The sequence below is a fragment of the Terrabacter koreensis genome, from assembly GCF_054783315.1.
Genome location: NZ_BAAGQU010000006.1, coordinates 97270 through 111812 on the forward strand (window position 1 = coordinate 97270; position 14543 = coordinate 111812).

At 72.9% G+C, this 14543-nt stretch carries 11 protein-coding genes; 5 read left to right on the plus strand and 6 right to left on the minus strand.

Annotated elements, in window-relative coordinates; genetic code table 11:
• Positions 1-4917, plus strand: a complete 4917-nt coding sequence (locus tag ACYVNR_RS16855; RefSeq protein ID WP_461049549.1) for an ATP-dependent helicase — start codon at positions 1-3, stop codon at positions 4915-4917.
• An 18-nt stretch (positions 4918-4935) separates the two neighbouring features.
• On the opposite strand, the gene ACYVNR_RS16860 is transcribed toward ACYVNR_RS16855, so the two are convergent.
• Positions 4936-6204 (minus strand): extracellular catalytic domain type 1 short-chain-length polyhydroxyalkanoate depolymerase, encoded by a 1269-nt coding sequence (locus ACYVNR_RS16860; RefSeq protein ID WP_461049551.1) that lies wholly within the window; start codon positions 6202-6204, stop codon positions 4936-4938.
• Positions 6205-6340: 136 nt separating this feature from the next.
• Here ACYVNR_RS16860 and ACYVNR_RS16865 point away from each other — a divergent pair, with 136 nt between their 5' ends.
• Positions 6341-7213, plus strand: a complete 873-nt coding sequence (locus tag ACYVNR_RS16865) for a DNA-formamidopyrimidine glycosylase family protein (RefSeq protein ID WP_461049553.1) — start codon at positions 6341-6343, stop codon at positions 7211-7213.
• A gap of 87 nt (positions 7214-7300) precedes the next feature.
• On the plus strand, positions 7301-7729 hold the full coding sequence (locus ACYVNR_RS16870) for a VOC family protein (RefSeq protein WP_045189936.1): 429 nt from the start codon (positions 7301-7303) through the stop codon (positions 7727-7729).
• Positions 7730-7754: 25 nt separating this feature from the next.
• Here ACYVNR_RS16870 and ACYVNR_RS16875 read toward each other — a convergent pair whose 3' ends face one another.
• The 4 genes from ACYVNR_RS16875 to ACYVNR_RS16890 form a co-directional block, all read right to left on the minus strand.
• Positions 7755-8699 (minus strand): carbohydrate kinase family protein, encoded by a 945-nt coding sequence (locus tag ACYVNR_RS16875; protein ID WP_461049555.1) that lies wholly within the window; start codon positions 8697-8699, stop codon positions 7755-7757.
• Positions 8696-9871: a hypothetical protein gene (locus ACYVNR_RS16880; protein ID WP_461049557.1), complete on the minus strand. Its 1176-nt coding sequence runs from the start codon at positions 9869-9871 to the stop codon at positions 8696-8698. The genes ACYVNR_RS16875 and ACYVNR_RS16880 overlap by 4 nt, the downstream gene beginning before the upstream one ends.
• 34 nt (positions 9872-9905) lie before the next feature.
• Positions 9906-11630, minus strand: a complete 1725-nt coding sequence (locus ACYVNR_RS16885) for a glycerol-3-phosphate dehydrogenase/oxidase (protein WP_045189942.1) — start codon at positions 11628-11630, stop codon at positions 9906-9908.
• A gap of 78 nt (positions 11631-11708) precedes the next feature.
• Positions 11709-12065, minus strand: coding sequence for a hypothetical protein (locus tag ACYVNR_RS16890; RefSeq protein ID WP_461049559.1), 357 nt, complete (start codon positions 12063-12065; stop codon positions 11709-11711).
• A 61-nt stretch (positions 12066-12126) separates the two neighbouring features.
• Between ACYVNR_RS16890 and ACYVNR_RS16895 the strand changes: the two genes are divergently transcribed.
• Together ACYVNR_RS16895 and ACYVNR_RS16900 are read left to right on the plus strand one after the other, a co-directional pair.
• Positions 12127-12651: a YfbM family protein gene (locus ACYVNR_RS16895; protein WP_461049561.1), complete on the plus strand. Its 525-nt coding sequence runs from the start codon at positions 12127-12129 to the stop codon at positions 12649-12651.
• A 12-nt stretch (positions 12652-12663) separates the two neighbouring features.
• Complete coding sequence (locus ACYVNR_RS16900; RefSeq protein ID WP_461049563.1) at positions 12664-13095, plus strand: DUF309 domain-containing protein; 432 nt, start codon at positions 12664-12666, stop codon at positions 13093-13095.
• 2 nt (positions 13096-13097) lie between these two features.
• On the opposite strand, the gene ACYVNR_RS16905 is transcribed toward ACYVNR_RS16900, so the two are convergent.
• Positions 13098-14465 carry an HNH endonuclease signature motif containing protein gene (locus ACYVNR_RS16905; RefSeq protein WP_461049565.1) on the minus strand — a complete coding sequence of 456 codons (1368 nt, stop codon included), beginning with the start codon at positions 14463-14465 and terminating at the stop codon, positions 13098-13100.
• Between the last annotated feature and the right edge of the window lie 78 nt (positions 14466-14543).

Genomic DNA, 14543 nt, shown 5'->3' on the forward strand with positions numbered 1-14543 from the left:
ATGGCGAGAAGCAAGCGAGCCGACGTGCTCGAGCGGTTCTCTCCGGCGACCGCAGAGTGGTTCCGGAGCAGCTTCAGCGCGCCCACGACCGCCCAGGAGGGTGCGTGGGACGCCATCAGCTCGGGGCACCACTGCGTCGTCGTCGCGCCCACCGGCTCGGGCAAGACCCTCTCGGCGTTCCTCTGGGCCATCGACCGGATGGCGAGCGAGCCGGTGCCCGAGGAGCGCCTCGAGCGGTGCCGCGTGCTCTACGTCTCGCCCATGAAGGCGCTCGCCGTCGACGTCGAGCGCAACCTGCGGGCGCCGCTCGTCGGCATCGGTCACGCCGCCACCCGGCTCGAGCTGCCGCCGCCCGACATCAGCGTCAGCGTCCGATCGGGTGACACCCCCGCCAACGAGCGTCGCGCGTTCGCGCGCACCCCCACCGACATCCTCATCACGACGCCCGAGTCGCTCTTCCTCATGCTGACCTCGTCGGTGCGTGAGGCGCTCAAGGGCATCGAGACGGTCATCGTCGACGAGGTCCACGCCGTCGCCGGCACCAAGCGCGGCGCGCACCTGGCCCTCAGCCTCGAGCGCCTCGACGCGATCCTGCCCAAGCCGGCCCAGCGGGTCGGCCTCTCCGCGACGGTGCGCCCGGTCGAGGAGGTCGCGCGCTACCTCGCCGGCGGCCGTCCGGTCGAGATCGTGCAGCCCGCGTCGACCAAGCAGTGGGACCTCGACGTCGTCGTCCCCGTGCCCGACATGGGCGAGCTGTCTGGGGCAGCTGCCGAGATCTCGCCGGGGGTGCCCGACCTCTCGGGCCCGGCCGCGGGCAACGCGCCCCAGGCGAGCATCTGGCCGCACGTCGAGGAGCGCATCGTCGACCTCATCGCCGAGCACCGCTCGACCATCGTCTTCTCCAACTCGAGGCGCCTCGCCGAGCGCCTGACCTCCCGGCTCAACGAGATCTGGGAGGAACGTCTCGCCGAGCAGGAGGGACTGCCGTCGCCGAACCTCGCGGCGCTGTCGACGCAGCCGCCGGCACAGGTCATGGCGCAGTCCGGTGCCTCGCGTGGCGCGCCCGCGGTGCTCGCCCGCGCGCACCACGGGTCGGTGAGCAAGGAGCACCGCGCCGCCATCGAGGAGGACCTCAAGGCCGGACGCCTGCCCGCCGTCGTCGCCACGAGCAGCCTCGAGCTCGGCATCGACATGGGAGCCGTCGACCTCGTCATCCAGGTCGAGAGCCCGCCCTCGGTGGCGAGCGGCCTGCAGCGTGTGGGCCGCGCCGGTCACCAGGTCGGCGCGGTCAGCCAGGGCGTGCTGTTCCCGAAGTTCCGCGGCGACCTCGTCCAGACGGCCGTCGTCGTCGAGCGCATGCGGGCCGGCGCCATCGAGTCGCTCCGCATCCCCGCCAACCCCGTCGACGTGCTGGCGCAGCAGGTCGTCGCGATGTGCGCGCTCGACGACTGGACCGTCGCCGACGTCGAGGCCCTCGTCCGTCGCTCGGCGAGCTTCGCGTCGCTGCCGCGCTCCGTCCTCGAGGCGACGCTCGACATGCTCGCGGGCCGCTACCCGTCCGACGAGTTCGCCGAGCTGCGCCCGCGCATCGTCTGGGACCGCGTCACCGACACGCTGAGCGGCCGCCGCGGGTCCCAGCGCCTCGCCGTCACGAGCGGCGGCACCATCCCCGACCGCGGCCTGTATGCCGTCTTCCTCGCGTCAGGCGAGGGCCCCGGTCGCCGGGTCGGCGAGCTCGACGAGGAGATGGTCTACGAGTCGCGCGTCGGCGACGTCTTCACGCTCGGCACGTCGACGTGGCGCATCGAGGACATCACCCACGACCGCGTCCTCGTCACGCCGGCCCCCGGCCAGGCCGGCCGGCTGCCGTTCTGGAAGGGCGACCAGCAGGGCCGGCCGGCCGAGCTCGGCCGCGCCCTCGGCGGCTTCGTCCGCGAGCTCGTCGGCCTCACGCCTGAGCGCGCCCGCGAGCGCGTCACCGCGGCAGGGCTCGACGAGTGGGCGGCCGACAACCTCATCGGCTACCTCACCGAGCAGAAGGAGGCCACGCGGCACGTCCCCGACGACCGCACCATCGTCGTCGAGCGCTTCCGCGACGAGATCGGCGACTGGCGGGTCGCCGTGCTGTCGCCGTTCGGTGGGCAGGTGCACGCGCCGTGGGCGCTCTGCGTGGCCGCCCGCATGCGCGAGCGCTTCGGCATCGACGTCCAGGCGATGCACGGCGACGACGGCATCGTCTTCCGCCTGCCCGACCTCGAGTTCGACGACGGCGCTGCCGTCGGCCAGCAGCTCGTCGAGCTCGTCACCCTCGAGCCCGAGGAGGTCAGCGAGCTCGTCACCCAGGAGATCGGCGGGTCGGCCCTGTTCGCAGCGCGGTTCAGGGAGTGCGCGGCGCGCGCCCTGCTCCTGCCGCGTCGCCGCCCCGACCGCCGCCAGCCGCTGTGGCAGCAGCGGCAGCGGGCCGCCCAGCTCCTCGAGGTGGCCAGCCAGTACCCCTCGTTCCCGATCGTGCTCGAGGCAGTGCGCGAGTGCGTGCAGGACGTCTTCGACGTGCCGGGTCTCGTCGAGCTGATGACCGACATCCGCTCGCGGTCGGTCAAGGTCGTCGACGTCGAGTCGAGCCAGCCGAGCCCCTTCGCGAAGTCGCTCGTCTTCGGCTACGTCGCGCAGTACCTCTACGAGGGCGACTCACCCCTCGCCGAACGTCGGGCGGCGGCGCTGGCGCTCGACCCCTCGCTGCTGTCCGAGCTGCTCGGTCAGGGCGAGGCGCTCGCGCTGCGCGACCTGCTCGACCCCGAGGCTGTCGCCCGCACCGAGGCCGAGCTGCAGCGGCTCACGCCCGAGCGCGGCGCCCGCGACGCCGAGGACGTCGCCGACCTGCTGCGGGTTCTCGGCCCGCTCTCGCTGCGCGACGTCGTGGCCCGCGCGGCCGAGGGCTTCGAGCCCGCCGCGGTCGAGTCCGCGCTCACCGAGCTCGAGGCGGCGCGCCGGGTCATCGCCGTGCGCGTCGGCGGCGAGGACCGCTGGGCCGCCATCGAGGACGCCGCCCGGCTGCGCGACGCCCTGGGCACCGCGCTGCCCGTCGGCGTGCCGCAGGCGTTCCTCGAGTCGGTGCCCGACCCGCTCGCCGACCTCGTCGCGCGGTTCGCCCGCACCCACGGTCCCTTCGCCGTGCAGACGGTCGCCGCGTGGTGGGGCGTGGGCCCGGCCGTCGTCCACGACGCCCTGCGCCGGCTCGTGTCGGCCGGTCGCGTCGTCGAGGGTGAGCTGCTGCCCACCGAGAACGGCGGCGGCCACGGCCCCGAGTTCTGCGACGCCGAGGTGCTGCGCCTGCTCCGCCGCCGCTCGCTCGCCGCACTGCGCCACGAGGTCGAGCCGGTCGCCCAGGCCGACCTCGCGCGGTTCCTGCCGCAGTGGCAGGGCGTCGGCGGTGGCCTGCGCGGGCGAGAGGGGCTGCTGCGTGCCGTCGAGCAGCTGACGGGAGCCGAGGTGCCGGCGAGCGCGCTCGAGTCGCTCGTGCTGCCCGCGCGCGTGGCCGGCTACACCCCCGCCCTGCTCGACGAGGTGATGAGCTCGGGCGAGGTCGTGTGGCGCGGTCACGGCTCGCTGCCCGGCGACGACGGCTGGGTCAGCCTGCACCTGGCCGACGCCGCCCACCTCACCCTCACACCGCCCGAGGTCGTCGACCTCACCGACGCCGAGCAGGCCGTGCTCGACGCGCTGGAGGGCGGTGGCGCGTACTTCTTCCGGGCCCTGTCGACGCGCGTGGGCCTCGGTGACACCGAGCTCAACGACGCCCTGTGGTCCCTGCTGTGGTCGGGCCGCATCACGAACGACACCATCGCGCCGCTGCGCGCGCTCCTCGCCGGCGGCCGCACCGCGCACAAGCGCACCACCTCTGGACCCCGCTCCACGAGGTATGCCGGCCGGCGGGGTTCACTCGGCCGGTTCGGCTCTCTCCGTGGCCCGCTCGCGGGCACGACGTCTGCGCAGGTCGAGGCCGCCGAGGACGCCGCGACCTCCAAGGCGCTCGCCGCCGGGCGTGCGGTCGGGTCGGGGCCGTCGACGGGTGTGGGGCGCTGGACGGCGCTGCCGGCCGCCGAGACCGACCCCACGGTGCGCGCCGTCACCAACGCCGAGCTGCTCCTCGACCGCTACGGCGTGCTGACCCGCGGTTCCGTCGCCACCGAGGACGTGCCCGGTGGCTTCGCCGCGGTCTACCGTGTGCTCGTGGCAGCCGAGGAGGCGGGCAAGGTGCGCCGCGGCTACTTCGTCGAGGGACTCGGCGCGTCGCAGTTCGCGTCGACCGGGGCCGTCGACCGGCTGCGGTCCATGTCGCGACTACCGGGAGCGGACAGCGCCGGCGCCGACAGCGGCGGCGGCCACCGCGTCGACCCTGCGGAGGGCGACGAGTGGCTGACGCCGTCGCAACCGGCCCGACGCGGCGACCGTCGCAACCGCCCCGAACGCACCGGCCCGCCCGCCCTCGTGCTCGCTGCGAGCGACCCCGCCAACCCCTACGGAGCCGCCATCGGTTGGCCCGAGCGTGGTGTCACCGACGCGACGGACGACTCGTCCTCGGACGGTGCGGCCACCGACGACTCCGGCAAGGGCTCCCGGCGCAAGGGACACCAGCCCGGCCGCAAGGCCGGTGCGCTCGTCGTCCTCGTCGACGGCGACCTCGTGCTCTACGTCGAGCGGGGCGGCAAGACGATGCTGTGCTGGTCCGACGACCCCGACCGGCTCCAGGGTGCCGCCGACGCCCTCGCCCTCGCCGTGCGAGAGGGCGCCCTCGGCCGGCTCACCGTCGAGAAGGCCGACGGCGCCTCGGTGCTCGGCTCGGGACACCCTCTCGTGCAGGCGCTCTCGCAGGCCGGGTTCCACATGACGCCACGAGGTCTGCGCCTGCGCCGCTGAGGTGCGCCCCGCCTGCGCCTAGCACCTCTCCCAGTAGCCGGGGGAGCTCTGCTTCAGGGTCGCCGTGTAGAAGGTGTTGTAGAGGCCCAGGTTCTGGTTCGAGCCGACCGCATAGGCGTAGCCACCCGACTGGTAGGCACGTCCGGCCACGACGTGGTCGTAGTTGCTCGACGTGATGCACGTCGGCGCCGGTGTCGACGTGGTGGTGGTCGTCGGTGAGGGCGTCGCCGTCGTTGTCGTCGTGCCGGTCGAGGTCGGCGGCGTGCCGCCGTCGAGGCCGAAGAAGGCGACGTCGTAGTACGCGGCGCACACCGTGTCGATGAAGTACGCCCCGGCGGTGCCGCACTGGTTCGCGGCGGTCCCGGGGTCGACGGCGGTGCCGTGGCTCATGCCGGCGACCTTCGTCAGTCGCACGCGGCCGCCGTAGTCCTCCCACGTCACCCCCGGCGCGATGGTGCCGGTCGAGGTCGGTGTCTGCGAGACGCCGTTCACGTTCGTGAACTGGTCGCGCAGCTCGACGCCGTTCAGCGGGGCGACGGTGGTGTCGGACTGGCCGTGCCAGATGGCCACCTTCGGTCGCGCACCCGACCAGCCGGCATACGCACCCCGCACGAGGTCACCCCAGGCGGCGGGCGTCTTGTCGACGCCCGGGTTCATGCACGAGAACGCGGCGGTCATCGAGGTCGCGCACCTGTAGGGGATGCCGGCGTTGATCGAGCCGCCCGCGAACTTGTCGGGGTATGCGGCGAGCACGACGGCGGTCATGGCCGCACCGGCGGAGAGGCCCGTGACGTAGACGCGTCGGGAGTCGCTGCCGTAGTTCGCGACGGCGTAGTCGACCATCTGGGCGATGCTCGCGGCCTCGCCCTGGCCGCGCGTGATGTCGCCGGGCTCGAACCAGTTGAAGCACTTGTTCGAGTTGTTGCTGCTGCTCTGCTGCGCGAGCAGCAGGGCGAAGCCGTGGCGGTCGGCGAAGGTGCGCCAGCCGGAGTTCGTGAAGTAGGTCGTCGCGTCCTGCGTGCAGCCGTGGAGCTCGACGACGACCGGTGCGCCGGAGGGCAGCCGTCCGGGCGGTAGCTGAACATCGTCAGCGCACCCGGGTTGCTGCCGAAGCTCGCCACCTGCTGGAGCGTGGCGGCCTGCGCCGGAGGCGCCGCCCCCACGACGAGAGTCGTCGCCACCGTCACCGCGAGGGCGAGCAGCACTCCGACCGCTCGGACGGCTCTGGCGGGTACGGGAAGGGTGAGTGTTCGCGTCGAAGTCATCGTCGCCTCCGGTCCGGGGCATCCTCGTCGATGTCCGTTTTGTCACGATGGCACCGGGCCTGCGGGCGTGGCATGGGTCGGCGCGCCAGCACCGGGCCGACAGCGTGTGCCAGCGGCCCATTGCGCAGCGAGCCATCACCAGCGAACGAGGAGGTGCCGTGCCGGAGGGGGACACCGTCTGGCGGACGGCGACGCGCCTCAACGAGGCGCTCGCCGGCCGGGTCATCGTCGAGTCCGACCTGCGCTGGCCCGGCGAGATCGCGACCGCCGACCTGTCCGGCCGCACGACGCTCGAGGTGGTCAGCCGCGGCAAGCACATCCTGCACCGCGTCGAGGGTGGCTTCACGCTGCACTCCCACCTGCGGATGGAGGGCCAGTGGCGCGTCGAGGCGACGCCCGGTCTCGCCGAGCGGTGGCGCCGCAACCCGCAGCTGCGGGCCCTCGTCTCCGCCGAGGACTGGACCGCGCTCGGGCTGCGCCTGGGCATGCTCGACCTCGTGCCGACGGCGCGCGAGGGTGAGCTCGTCGGGCACCTCGGCCCCGATGTGCTCGGCCCTGACTGGGACCTGCCCCGAGCCGTCGACAACGTGCTGGGCTCCGGCCAGCCGCTGGGTCAGGCCCTGCTCGACCAGCGCAACCTCGCCGGCGTGGGCACCATGTGGTGCGCCGAGACGCTCTTCCTCGAGCGCATGCCGCCGTGGACGCCGACGAGCGAGCTGGACCGCGACGTCGTCGAGCGCGTGGTGAGCCGCGCGCACCGGCTCATCGACAACGGCCGCCGCCACGCCCTGCAGTCGAGCACCGGCAGCTACCAGCTCGGCGAGGCCCACTACGTGCACGCCCGCAGCGGACGGCCGTGCCGGCGCTGCGGCACCACGGTGCGGGTCGCCCCCATCGGCGAGCCGACGCGTGAGCGCACGATGTTCTACTGCCCCGGCTGCCAGGGCGGGCTCGGCCCGACCGACGACGGGCGACGACAGGCGCCCCTCGGGTCGACCCGGGGGGCCGGGCGCTCGCGACGGTCGTACTGACGGCTCCTGTTCCTCCGAACGCCACCTCGGTGTCGGACGCCGGTCCTAGGGTGAGAGACACCCATTCCCCGAGAGGAGCACGGTCACATGTCTTCCCGCCTGAACCCCTACATCAGCTTCAAGGACACCGCCCGCGACGCGATGGAGTTCTACAAGTCCGTCTTCGGCGGTGAGCTCAACGTCAGCACGTTCGGGCAGTACGGCGACACCGGCCCCGGCGCCGACAACGTCATGCACGCCCAGCTCGAGACGCCCAGCGGCTACACGATCATGGCGTCCGACACTCCCGAGGGCATGAGCTACGAGCCCGGCAACAACATCACCGTCAGCCTCAGCGGCGACGACTCCGACGAGCTGCGCGGCTACTTCGACAAGCTCTCCGAGGGCGGCAACGTCTCGATGCCCCTCGAGAAGCAGATGTGGGGCGACGAGTTCGGGCAGCTGACCGACAAGTTCGGCATCGGTTGGCTCGTCAACATCGCGGGCGACCAGTCGGGCGAGGCCCCCTCGGCCTGAGACCTGTCGCGGAGCGGGCTGGGCCTCATCCTCGGCCCGCACCGCCGAAGGCGGCAGCCGTCCGGCGACCGAGCTCGGCCTCGTCGATGAGGCTCGAGTGCGTCCCGGGGGTGCCGCACGCCCAGGCACCGGCGACGGTGCCGGCGCGGGCGGCGGCGCGGGCGTCACCGCCGCCGAGCCACCGGTGCAGGAAAGCCGACACGTACGCGTCGCCGGCGCCGTTCGAGTCGACCGCCGGCCGTCCCTCGATCTCGACGGCGGGCACCGCGAACGAGCCTCCCTCGCGCACCGTGACGCGGCTGCCGTCGGCGCCGTCCATCACGACGACGAGCCGGGCCGGGCCGCGGTCGAGGATGTCGGCGACGACGTCGTCCTCGGCCGGCCCGAGGCGTGAGCCCGACACGAAGACGAGGTCGGCGGCATACGCGAACGGTCGGTGGTGCGGGTTACGGCCGTCCCAGTCGTGCAGGTCGGTCGACGTCGTCGCGCCGGCAGCGGCTGCGTCGGCGAGGGCGCCGACGGTCCACGGCATGATCGACGCGTGCACGTGCCGCGCGCCCTCGCCGAGGGGGCCGCGCCAGAGTGACGGGTCGGGCGCCAGGTCGTAGGGGTGGCGCGGGTCGTAGAACGACATGCGCCGCCCGGTGGCGTCGACGAGGTTGACCGCCCGGCGCGTGCCGCTCTCGTGCACGACGTGCTCGAAGCGCACGCCCTCCCGGGCGAACCGCTCGCGCAGCATGGCGCCCTCGTGGTCGTCGCCGATGACGTCGACGAAGCACGTGGCGAGGCCGAGCCGGTGACAGCCGAGGGCGACCCCGCTGCCGGTGTGGCCGACGACCGTGTCGATGGGCGGCACGACGTGCGAGTCGGCGAGGGGCACCGGCAGGTCGTCGACGCGCACGATGGTGTCGACGCCGGCGCCGCCGACGACGAGGACGTCCGTCGTCGCCTCCCGGTGACTCCCGCTCATGGGCGGGTCACGCTCAGCAGGCCGAGGCACATCTCGTCGGTGGTGCCCTCACCCCAGACGACGTAGCGCTCGGGCAGGCCCTGCAGGTCTGGCAGCTTGTCGCGCCACGACTGGTCGTGGGTGCAGCTGACACGGATCGAGTCGCCGGGCTTGATCGACGTCGCCGGCACGGGCACGGCGCCTTGGTTGTCGAAGTCCCAGACCTTGATGTCGAGCAGGGTGCGCGCCGACGCCGTGTCGGGGTTCAGCTCGACGCGCAGCGACGACCCGAGCAGGTGCATGTGGCCGGCCACCGCGCGGACGGTCGCAGCCTCCTCGACCGTGCGGGTGCACGACTGGGTCGGCCCCGGCGAGGGCAGCACCGTGCCGTTGCAGACGAGCAGCAGCCCGTTGACGATGCGAGGCGACATGGCACCGAAGCGACTGGTGACGTCCTCGATGGCCTTGGACCGGTCGCAGAGCGATCCGGACTTCCCTGGGCGACAGGGCAGCTCGACAGGTGCCGGATAGAGCATCGTCTCCAGCGGCTTGAGCCCCGGCGACGACGAGAGGCGCAGCGAGACCGAGGTGCGGTCGGGTGTGACGCCGTGGCGCAGGTTGTAGTGCACCTGCATGATGAGCAGCGAGCCACGCTGCATGGGGATGCCGACGTCGGCCGGCAGCACGTTCTCGCGGCCGCCGGGGGCCCACGCGCCGACCCAGGGCGCGTCGTCGAGCGTCGCGCCGCGGGAGCCGAGCCCGGTTCCGCCGAAGCACGTCCAGCCCCTGCCTCCGCTCTCGGCGTCGCGAGCCCTGGCCGCGTCGACGGCGGACGGCGGCACGCGGAAGAGGATGACGTGGTGGACCTCGTCGGGCTGGCCGGGCGTGATGTCGAAGCCGGTGACGAACTGGTCCTTCGCCAGCTTCGGGTCGAGGACGAAGCAGCGGTAGTCGTCGGTGCCCGTCGTCGGCGCCTGGGGCGTGTACGAGACCGGCGATGCCACCGAGCGCAGGGACTCGCCCACCCGCAGCGGCGTGGGTGCGGCAGGGCTGGGCGCGGCGGAGGTCGAGTGCTCGGTGTGCGAGGTGGTCACTGCGCCGGGGGCCGATGAAGGGGTCGGCCCGCCGCAGGCGGCCGCGAGCAGCGTCGCAGCCGCCACGGCGACCGCGGCCAGACCGCGTCGAGTCCTCACCTCGTCAGTGTAGGAACTCGGCGCGCGAGAAGGGTCAGGACGGGTCGCCCGCCCTGCTCACGGGGATGCGGCGCGCGTCGGGGGCGCTGAGCCGCTCGGCGTTGGCCTCGGAGTCGGCCAGCTCCTTCTGCGACTCGAGCTCGGCCTCGACACGGGCGACGTACGCGGCCACCTCGGCCTCGACCCGGTCGGCGTCCCAGCCCAGCACCGGCGCGACGATCTCGGCGACCGCGCGGGCGCTGTCGATGCCGCGGCTCGGCGTCTCGATGGAGATGCGGGTGCGGCGGGCGAGCAGGTCGTCGAGGTGCAGCGCACCCTCGTGCGTGGCGGCATACAGGGCCTCGACCTTGAGGTACTCCTCGGCGCCGGGCAGCGGCTCGTAGAGCGACCGGTCGTCCTCGGCCAGCGCGAAGAGCTCGTGGACGAGCGAGCCGTAGCGCTCGAGCAGGTGCGTGATGCGCCAGACGGGGAGGTCCTGGTGGCGGGCGAGCCGGTCGATCTGGTTGACGAGCGCGACGTAGCCCTCGGCGCCCGAGAGCGGGATGTACTCGGTGACGCTGTCGGAGACATCGCCGCCGATGTCCTCGCGAGCGGCGTCGACCGCGTCGGCGGCCATGACGCGGTAGGTCGTGTACTTGCCGCCGGCGATGGAGATGAGGCCGGGCTGCGGGCGGGCGACGGCGTGCTCGCGCGAGAGCTGGCTGGTGTCCTCGCTCTCACCGGAGAGCAGGGGCCGCAGGCCGGCATAGACGCCCTGGATGTCGCTGTGGCTCAGCGGCACCTTCAGCACGGTGTTGATGTGCTCGAGGATGTAGTCGATGTCGGCGCGGGTGGCCGCCGGGTGCGCGCGGTCGAGCTCCCAGTCGGTGTCGGTGGTGCCGACGATCCAGTGCGTGCCCCAGGGGATGACGAAGAGCACGGACTTCTCGGTGCGCAGGATGAGGCCGGTCTCGGAGTTGATGCGGTCGCGGGCGACGACGATGTGCACGCCCTTGCTGGCCCGCACGTGGAACCGGCCCCGACCGCCCGCCATGGTCTGGATGTCGTCGGTCCAGACGCCGGTGCAGTTGATGACGACGGAGGCCTTGACCTGCACGGTCTCGCCCGTCTCGACGTCCTCCACGACGGCGCCGACCACCCGCTCGCCGGCGCGGAGCAGGTCGACGACGCGCGCGCTCGAGACCACCGTCGCGCCGTACGCCGCCGCGGTGCGGACCGTCGTCAACGTGTGCCGGGCGTCGTCGGCCTGGGCGTCGTAGTAGAGCAGCCCGCCGGTCAGCGCGTCGCGCTTGAGGGCCGGCGCGAGCTTGAGGGCGCCGGTGCGGGTGAGCTGCCTGTGCCGGGGGACCGAGCGAGCACCACCCATGGAGTCGTAGAGGGTCAGGCCCGCGGTGACGTAGGGGCGCTCCCAGCCGCGGTTCGTCAGCGGGTAGAGGAACGAGACCGGCTTGACGAGGTGCGGCGCGATGCGGCTCAGCATGAGCTCGCGCTCCTTGAGCGCCTCGCGGACGAGGTCGAAGTTCATCTGCTCGAGGTAGCGCAGGCCGCCGTGGAAGAGCTTCGACGAGCGAGACGACGTGCCCGAGCCGAAGTCACGCTGCTCCACGAGGGCGGTCGAGAGGCCGCGCGTGGCCGCGTCGAGCGCGACGCCGCCGCCGGTCACGCCGCCCCCGATCACGAGCACGTCGAACTGTTTGGTGGCAAGGCGCTTCCACGCTCGGGCGCGGTAGTCGAGGTCCAGCCGAACCGGGCTCGTCATCGGTACCCCTTCACGTAGGTGTCGAGACCGACACTCTAACGAGGTCGACCACCCCCACCTCCAGCCGTCCGGACCCTGTCAGCGGTTGACTCCCGCGGCCCCCCGCAGCGCGTCCGTCGCGCACGGCGTGTCCCTGCCGGCGGTGTCGAGCACCGTCTTGAGCTTGTCGCCCTGGCCCGAGGCGTAGGCGAGGGAACCGACGAGCCAGCAGAGCTCTGGGTCCGCCTCGGTGGATACGTCAGGGGCGGGTAGTGACGCGACGTTCCGCTCGAGCCGCTCCAGTGCCTCCGCCTGCGTCTGCGCCATGAGGCCCAGCACGACGAGGTTCGCGGCCAGCAGGACGAGTGCGAGCCCTCGGCTCACGGGCCCCGCGAGCCATCCCTGCGGTTCCGCCGTCGTCGCCGACTGGGTCGTCTTCGAGTCCCCTGTGCTCATGCGCGCCAAGGTATGCCGTCGCGGCCCCTCCCGAGCGCCGGCGGGCCCTAGGGTCGGGCCCATGGGAATGACGGTGGTGGCGCGGACCCTCGACGAGCAGCTCCTGGCGAGCCTGCACGCCGACGAGTCCTTGGCGGAGGAGCTGGTCTGGGACGAGGAGGAGGACGACGAAGCCGACGGCTCAGACCGACCCGGGAGCGAGCCGATCTGGCTCGACCTCGACAAGTCCTGGCACGGCATCCACTTCCTGCTGACCGGCACCGACTGGACGGCTGGTGACTCCGGCGCGGCGGGGGGCGCGATCCTGGGCGGTCGGCCCGTGGGGGAGGACAACGGCTACGGGCCCGCGCGCCTGCTCGAGCCGGAGGCGGTCGGAGAGGTTGCTGCCGCCCTCGGGAGGGTGAGTGATGCAGACCTGCGAGCACGGTTCGACGCCGGCGAGATGCAGCGGCTCGACATCTATCCGCAGGTGTGGGACGAGCCGGGGGTGCTGGACGCGTACCTCATGCCCAACGTCGCCCGACTGCGCGACTTCTACACGCACGCCGCGGCCAGAGGCGAGGCAGTGCTCATCTCCGTCCAGTGACAGGCTGGGGTCGTGACCACTCCTGATCGCGACCGCGACACCCGGGGTCGCGCCCGCCAGGCTCGACCCCGGGACGCTCTAGGGCGCCCGTTGCCGTACGGCGCCGACGGCGTGGAGCCGGTGCCGGAGGAGGCGCTGCCTCCCGACGAGACGCTGCGGGTGGCGCGCGAGCTGGTGGCTGAGGGCCGGCCGTTCTCGGCCCACGAGGTCCTCGAGGCACGGTGGAAGGCCGGTCCCGACGAGGAGCGCGACCTGTGGCAGGGCCTGGCGCAGCTGTGCGTCGCGATGACGCACGAGGCGCGGGGCAACCAGGTCGGTGCCGGCCGTCTCTTCGAGCGGGCTGCCGGGAGGCTGGCCGACTACGCCGTCACCGGGCGGCAGGCGCACGGTGTCGATCTGGCTGCCGTTGTGGCGGGCGCTCGCCGTCACGACGGCACGTTCTGATCTCAGAACGGAGGCGGCTCGTCAGGTGGGGGAGCGGGGGACGGGGGTGACGCGCCCGTGTCGTGGAGGGCCTCCCGCCAGTCGCGGGGGTAGGCGACGTACTCACGGCCGGTGAGGGTCGTCCACCGGATGCCGTCGTCGGGCGCGCGTGCCGCCGACCACAGGCCGGCGGTCTTCGGGTGGTGGCAGCCGCGGCTCAGGGACTGTGCGTTGCCCACGGTGGTCGCGCCCAGCGGCCACGGCACGAGGTGGTCGAGGTCGCAACGGTCGGCGGGGACCTGACACCCTGGCGCGCGACACACGCCGTCGACGGCACGGACATGCTCGACGATGGCGCGGGTTGGGCGGTAGCGGTCGATGGAGAGCTCGAGCGTCCGACCCGTGTCGACGTCGACGGCCAGCCGCTGCCACACCGAGCCCTCGGCAGTCATGATGCGGCGCGCGTGGGCCGCGGTGACCCAGCCGTGGCCCGGCAGCTCGCACGCGGCGTTCGAGAGACCGGCCGCGACCTCGAACGGCACGACGATGCGCACGCTGGCGGCGGGCACGGCGGCGCCGAACGAGTTGTGCTCAGCCGCAAGGGAGCCGAAGAGTGCCAGTGAGCAGATGGCATCGCTGCGCAGCTGGTCGAGGGTGCGCGAGTCGCCCGCTGCTCGGGCCGCGCGAGCCATGGCGTCCGCCCGATCGAGCACTGCCACCACGGTCTCGGCCGGTGCCGTGACCGTCAAGGTGCCGACGCCGTCGTCGGTGAGCCGGCCATGAGCGTTGCGTGACGCCTCGGCGCACCGGCGGCGTTCGTCGCCCGACCGGTCGTCGGCCGACCGGACCAGACGGTGCAGCCTGGCCGAGAACAACCGCTGCGAGGCGATCGACCCGTCGGGGGCGGGCGCGAGCACGGCTGTCTCGATCGCGGGAAGCAGCTCGTCGTCCAGCAGGCGGGTCTCGGCGACCACGCGCAGCGCCCGGTACAGGCTGACCCTGCCCGTGCGCAGGGCTGCGTGCAGCACACGGTGACGTCGCGGTGCGGTGGCCAGCTCGAGGCGTCGTGACACCTCCGCGGCGCCGACGCCTGTCGCGCAGGCAATCTCCTGCGTCACGACGGCGTCGGCACGCAGCGGGACGGGACCGTTCGACAGTCCGATGACTTCTTGCTGCTGCTCGAGGACCGTGTGCAGCGACGCGTAGGCATCGACGAGCCGACCCTCCAGCCGGGCCTTCTCGGCCTCGAGCGACTCGATCTCGCGCAGTGCTGCCTCGCCCGCGGCGAACAGGGACGGCAGCGGATCCGGCTCGTCGACGATGATGCCCGCGCGCTCCAACGCAGCCTCGAGCGCGAGCTCGAGGGCTGATCGGTAGGAAGTGAACGGCATGCCCCATTAGAACACGTGTTCTGCATATCTGCTTGGGTGAAGTAGCATCTGTGGATGACCGCGAATCCGATTCGGGGC

Coding starts and splice junctions, on each gene's coding strand:
- ACYVNR_RS16905 (WP_461049565.1), bottom strand. CDS start 14,465: ATGCCGTTCACTTCCTACCGATCAGCCCTCGAGCTCGCGCTCGAGGCT.
- ACYVNR_RS16875 (WP_461049555.1), bottom strand. CDS start 8,699: ATGAGCGGGAGTCACCGGGAGGCGACGACGGACGTCCTCGTCGTCGGC.
- ACYVNR_RS16855 (WP_461049549.1), top strand. CDS start 1: ATGGCGAGAAGCAAGCGAGCCGACGTGCTCGAGCGGTTCTCTCCGGCG.
- ACYVNR_RS16885 (WP_045189942.1), bottom strand. CDS start 11,630: ATGACGAGCCCGGTTCGGCTGGACCTCGACTACCGCGCCCGAGCGTGG.
- ACYVNR_RS16860 (WP_461049551.1), bottom strand. CDS start 6,204: ATGCCCCGGACCGGAGGCGACGATGACTTCGACGCGAACACTCACCCT.
- ACYVNR_RS16870 (WP_045189936.1), top strand. CDS start 7,301: ATGTCTTCCCGCCTGAACCCCTACATCAGCTTCAAGGACACCGCCCGC.
- ACYVNR_RS16895 (WP_461049561.1), top strand. CDS start 12,127: ATGGGAATGACGGTGGTGGCGCGGACCCTCGACGAGCAGCTCCTGGCG.
- ACYVNR_RS16890 (WP_461049559.1), bottom strand. CDS start 12,065: ATGAGCACAGGGGACTCGAAGACGACCCAGTCGGCGACGACGGCGGAA.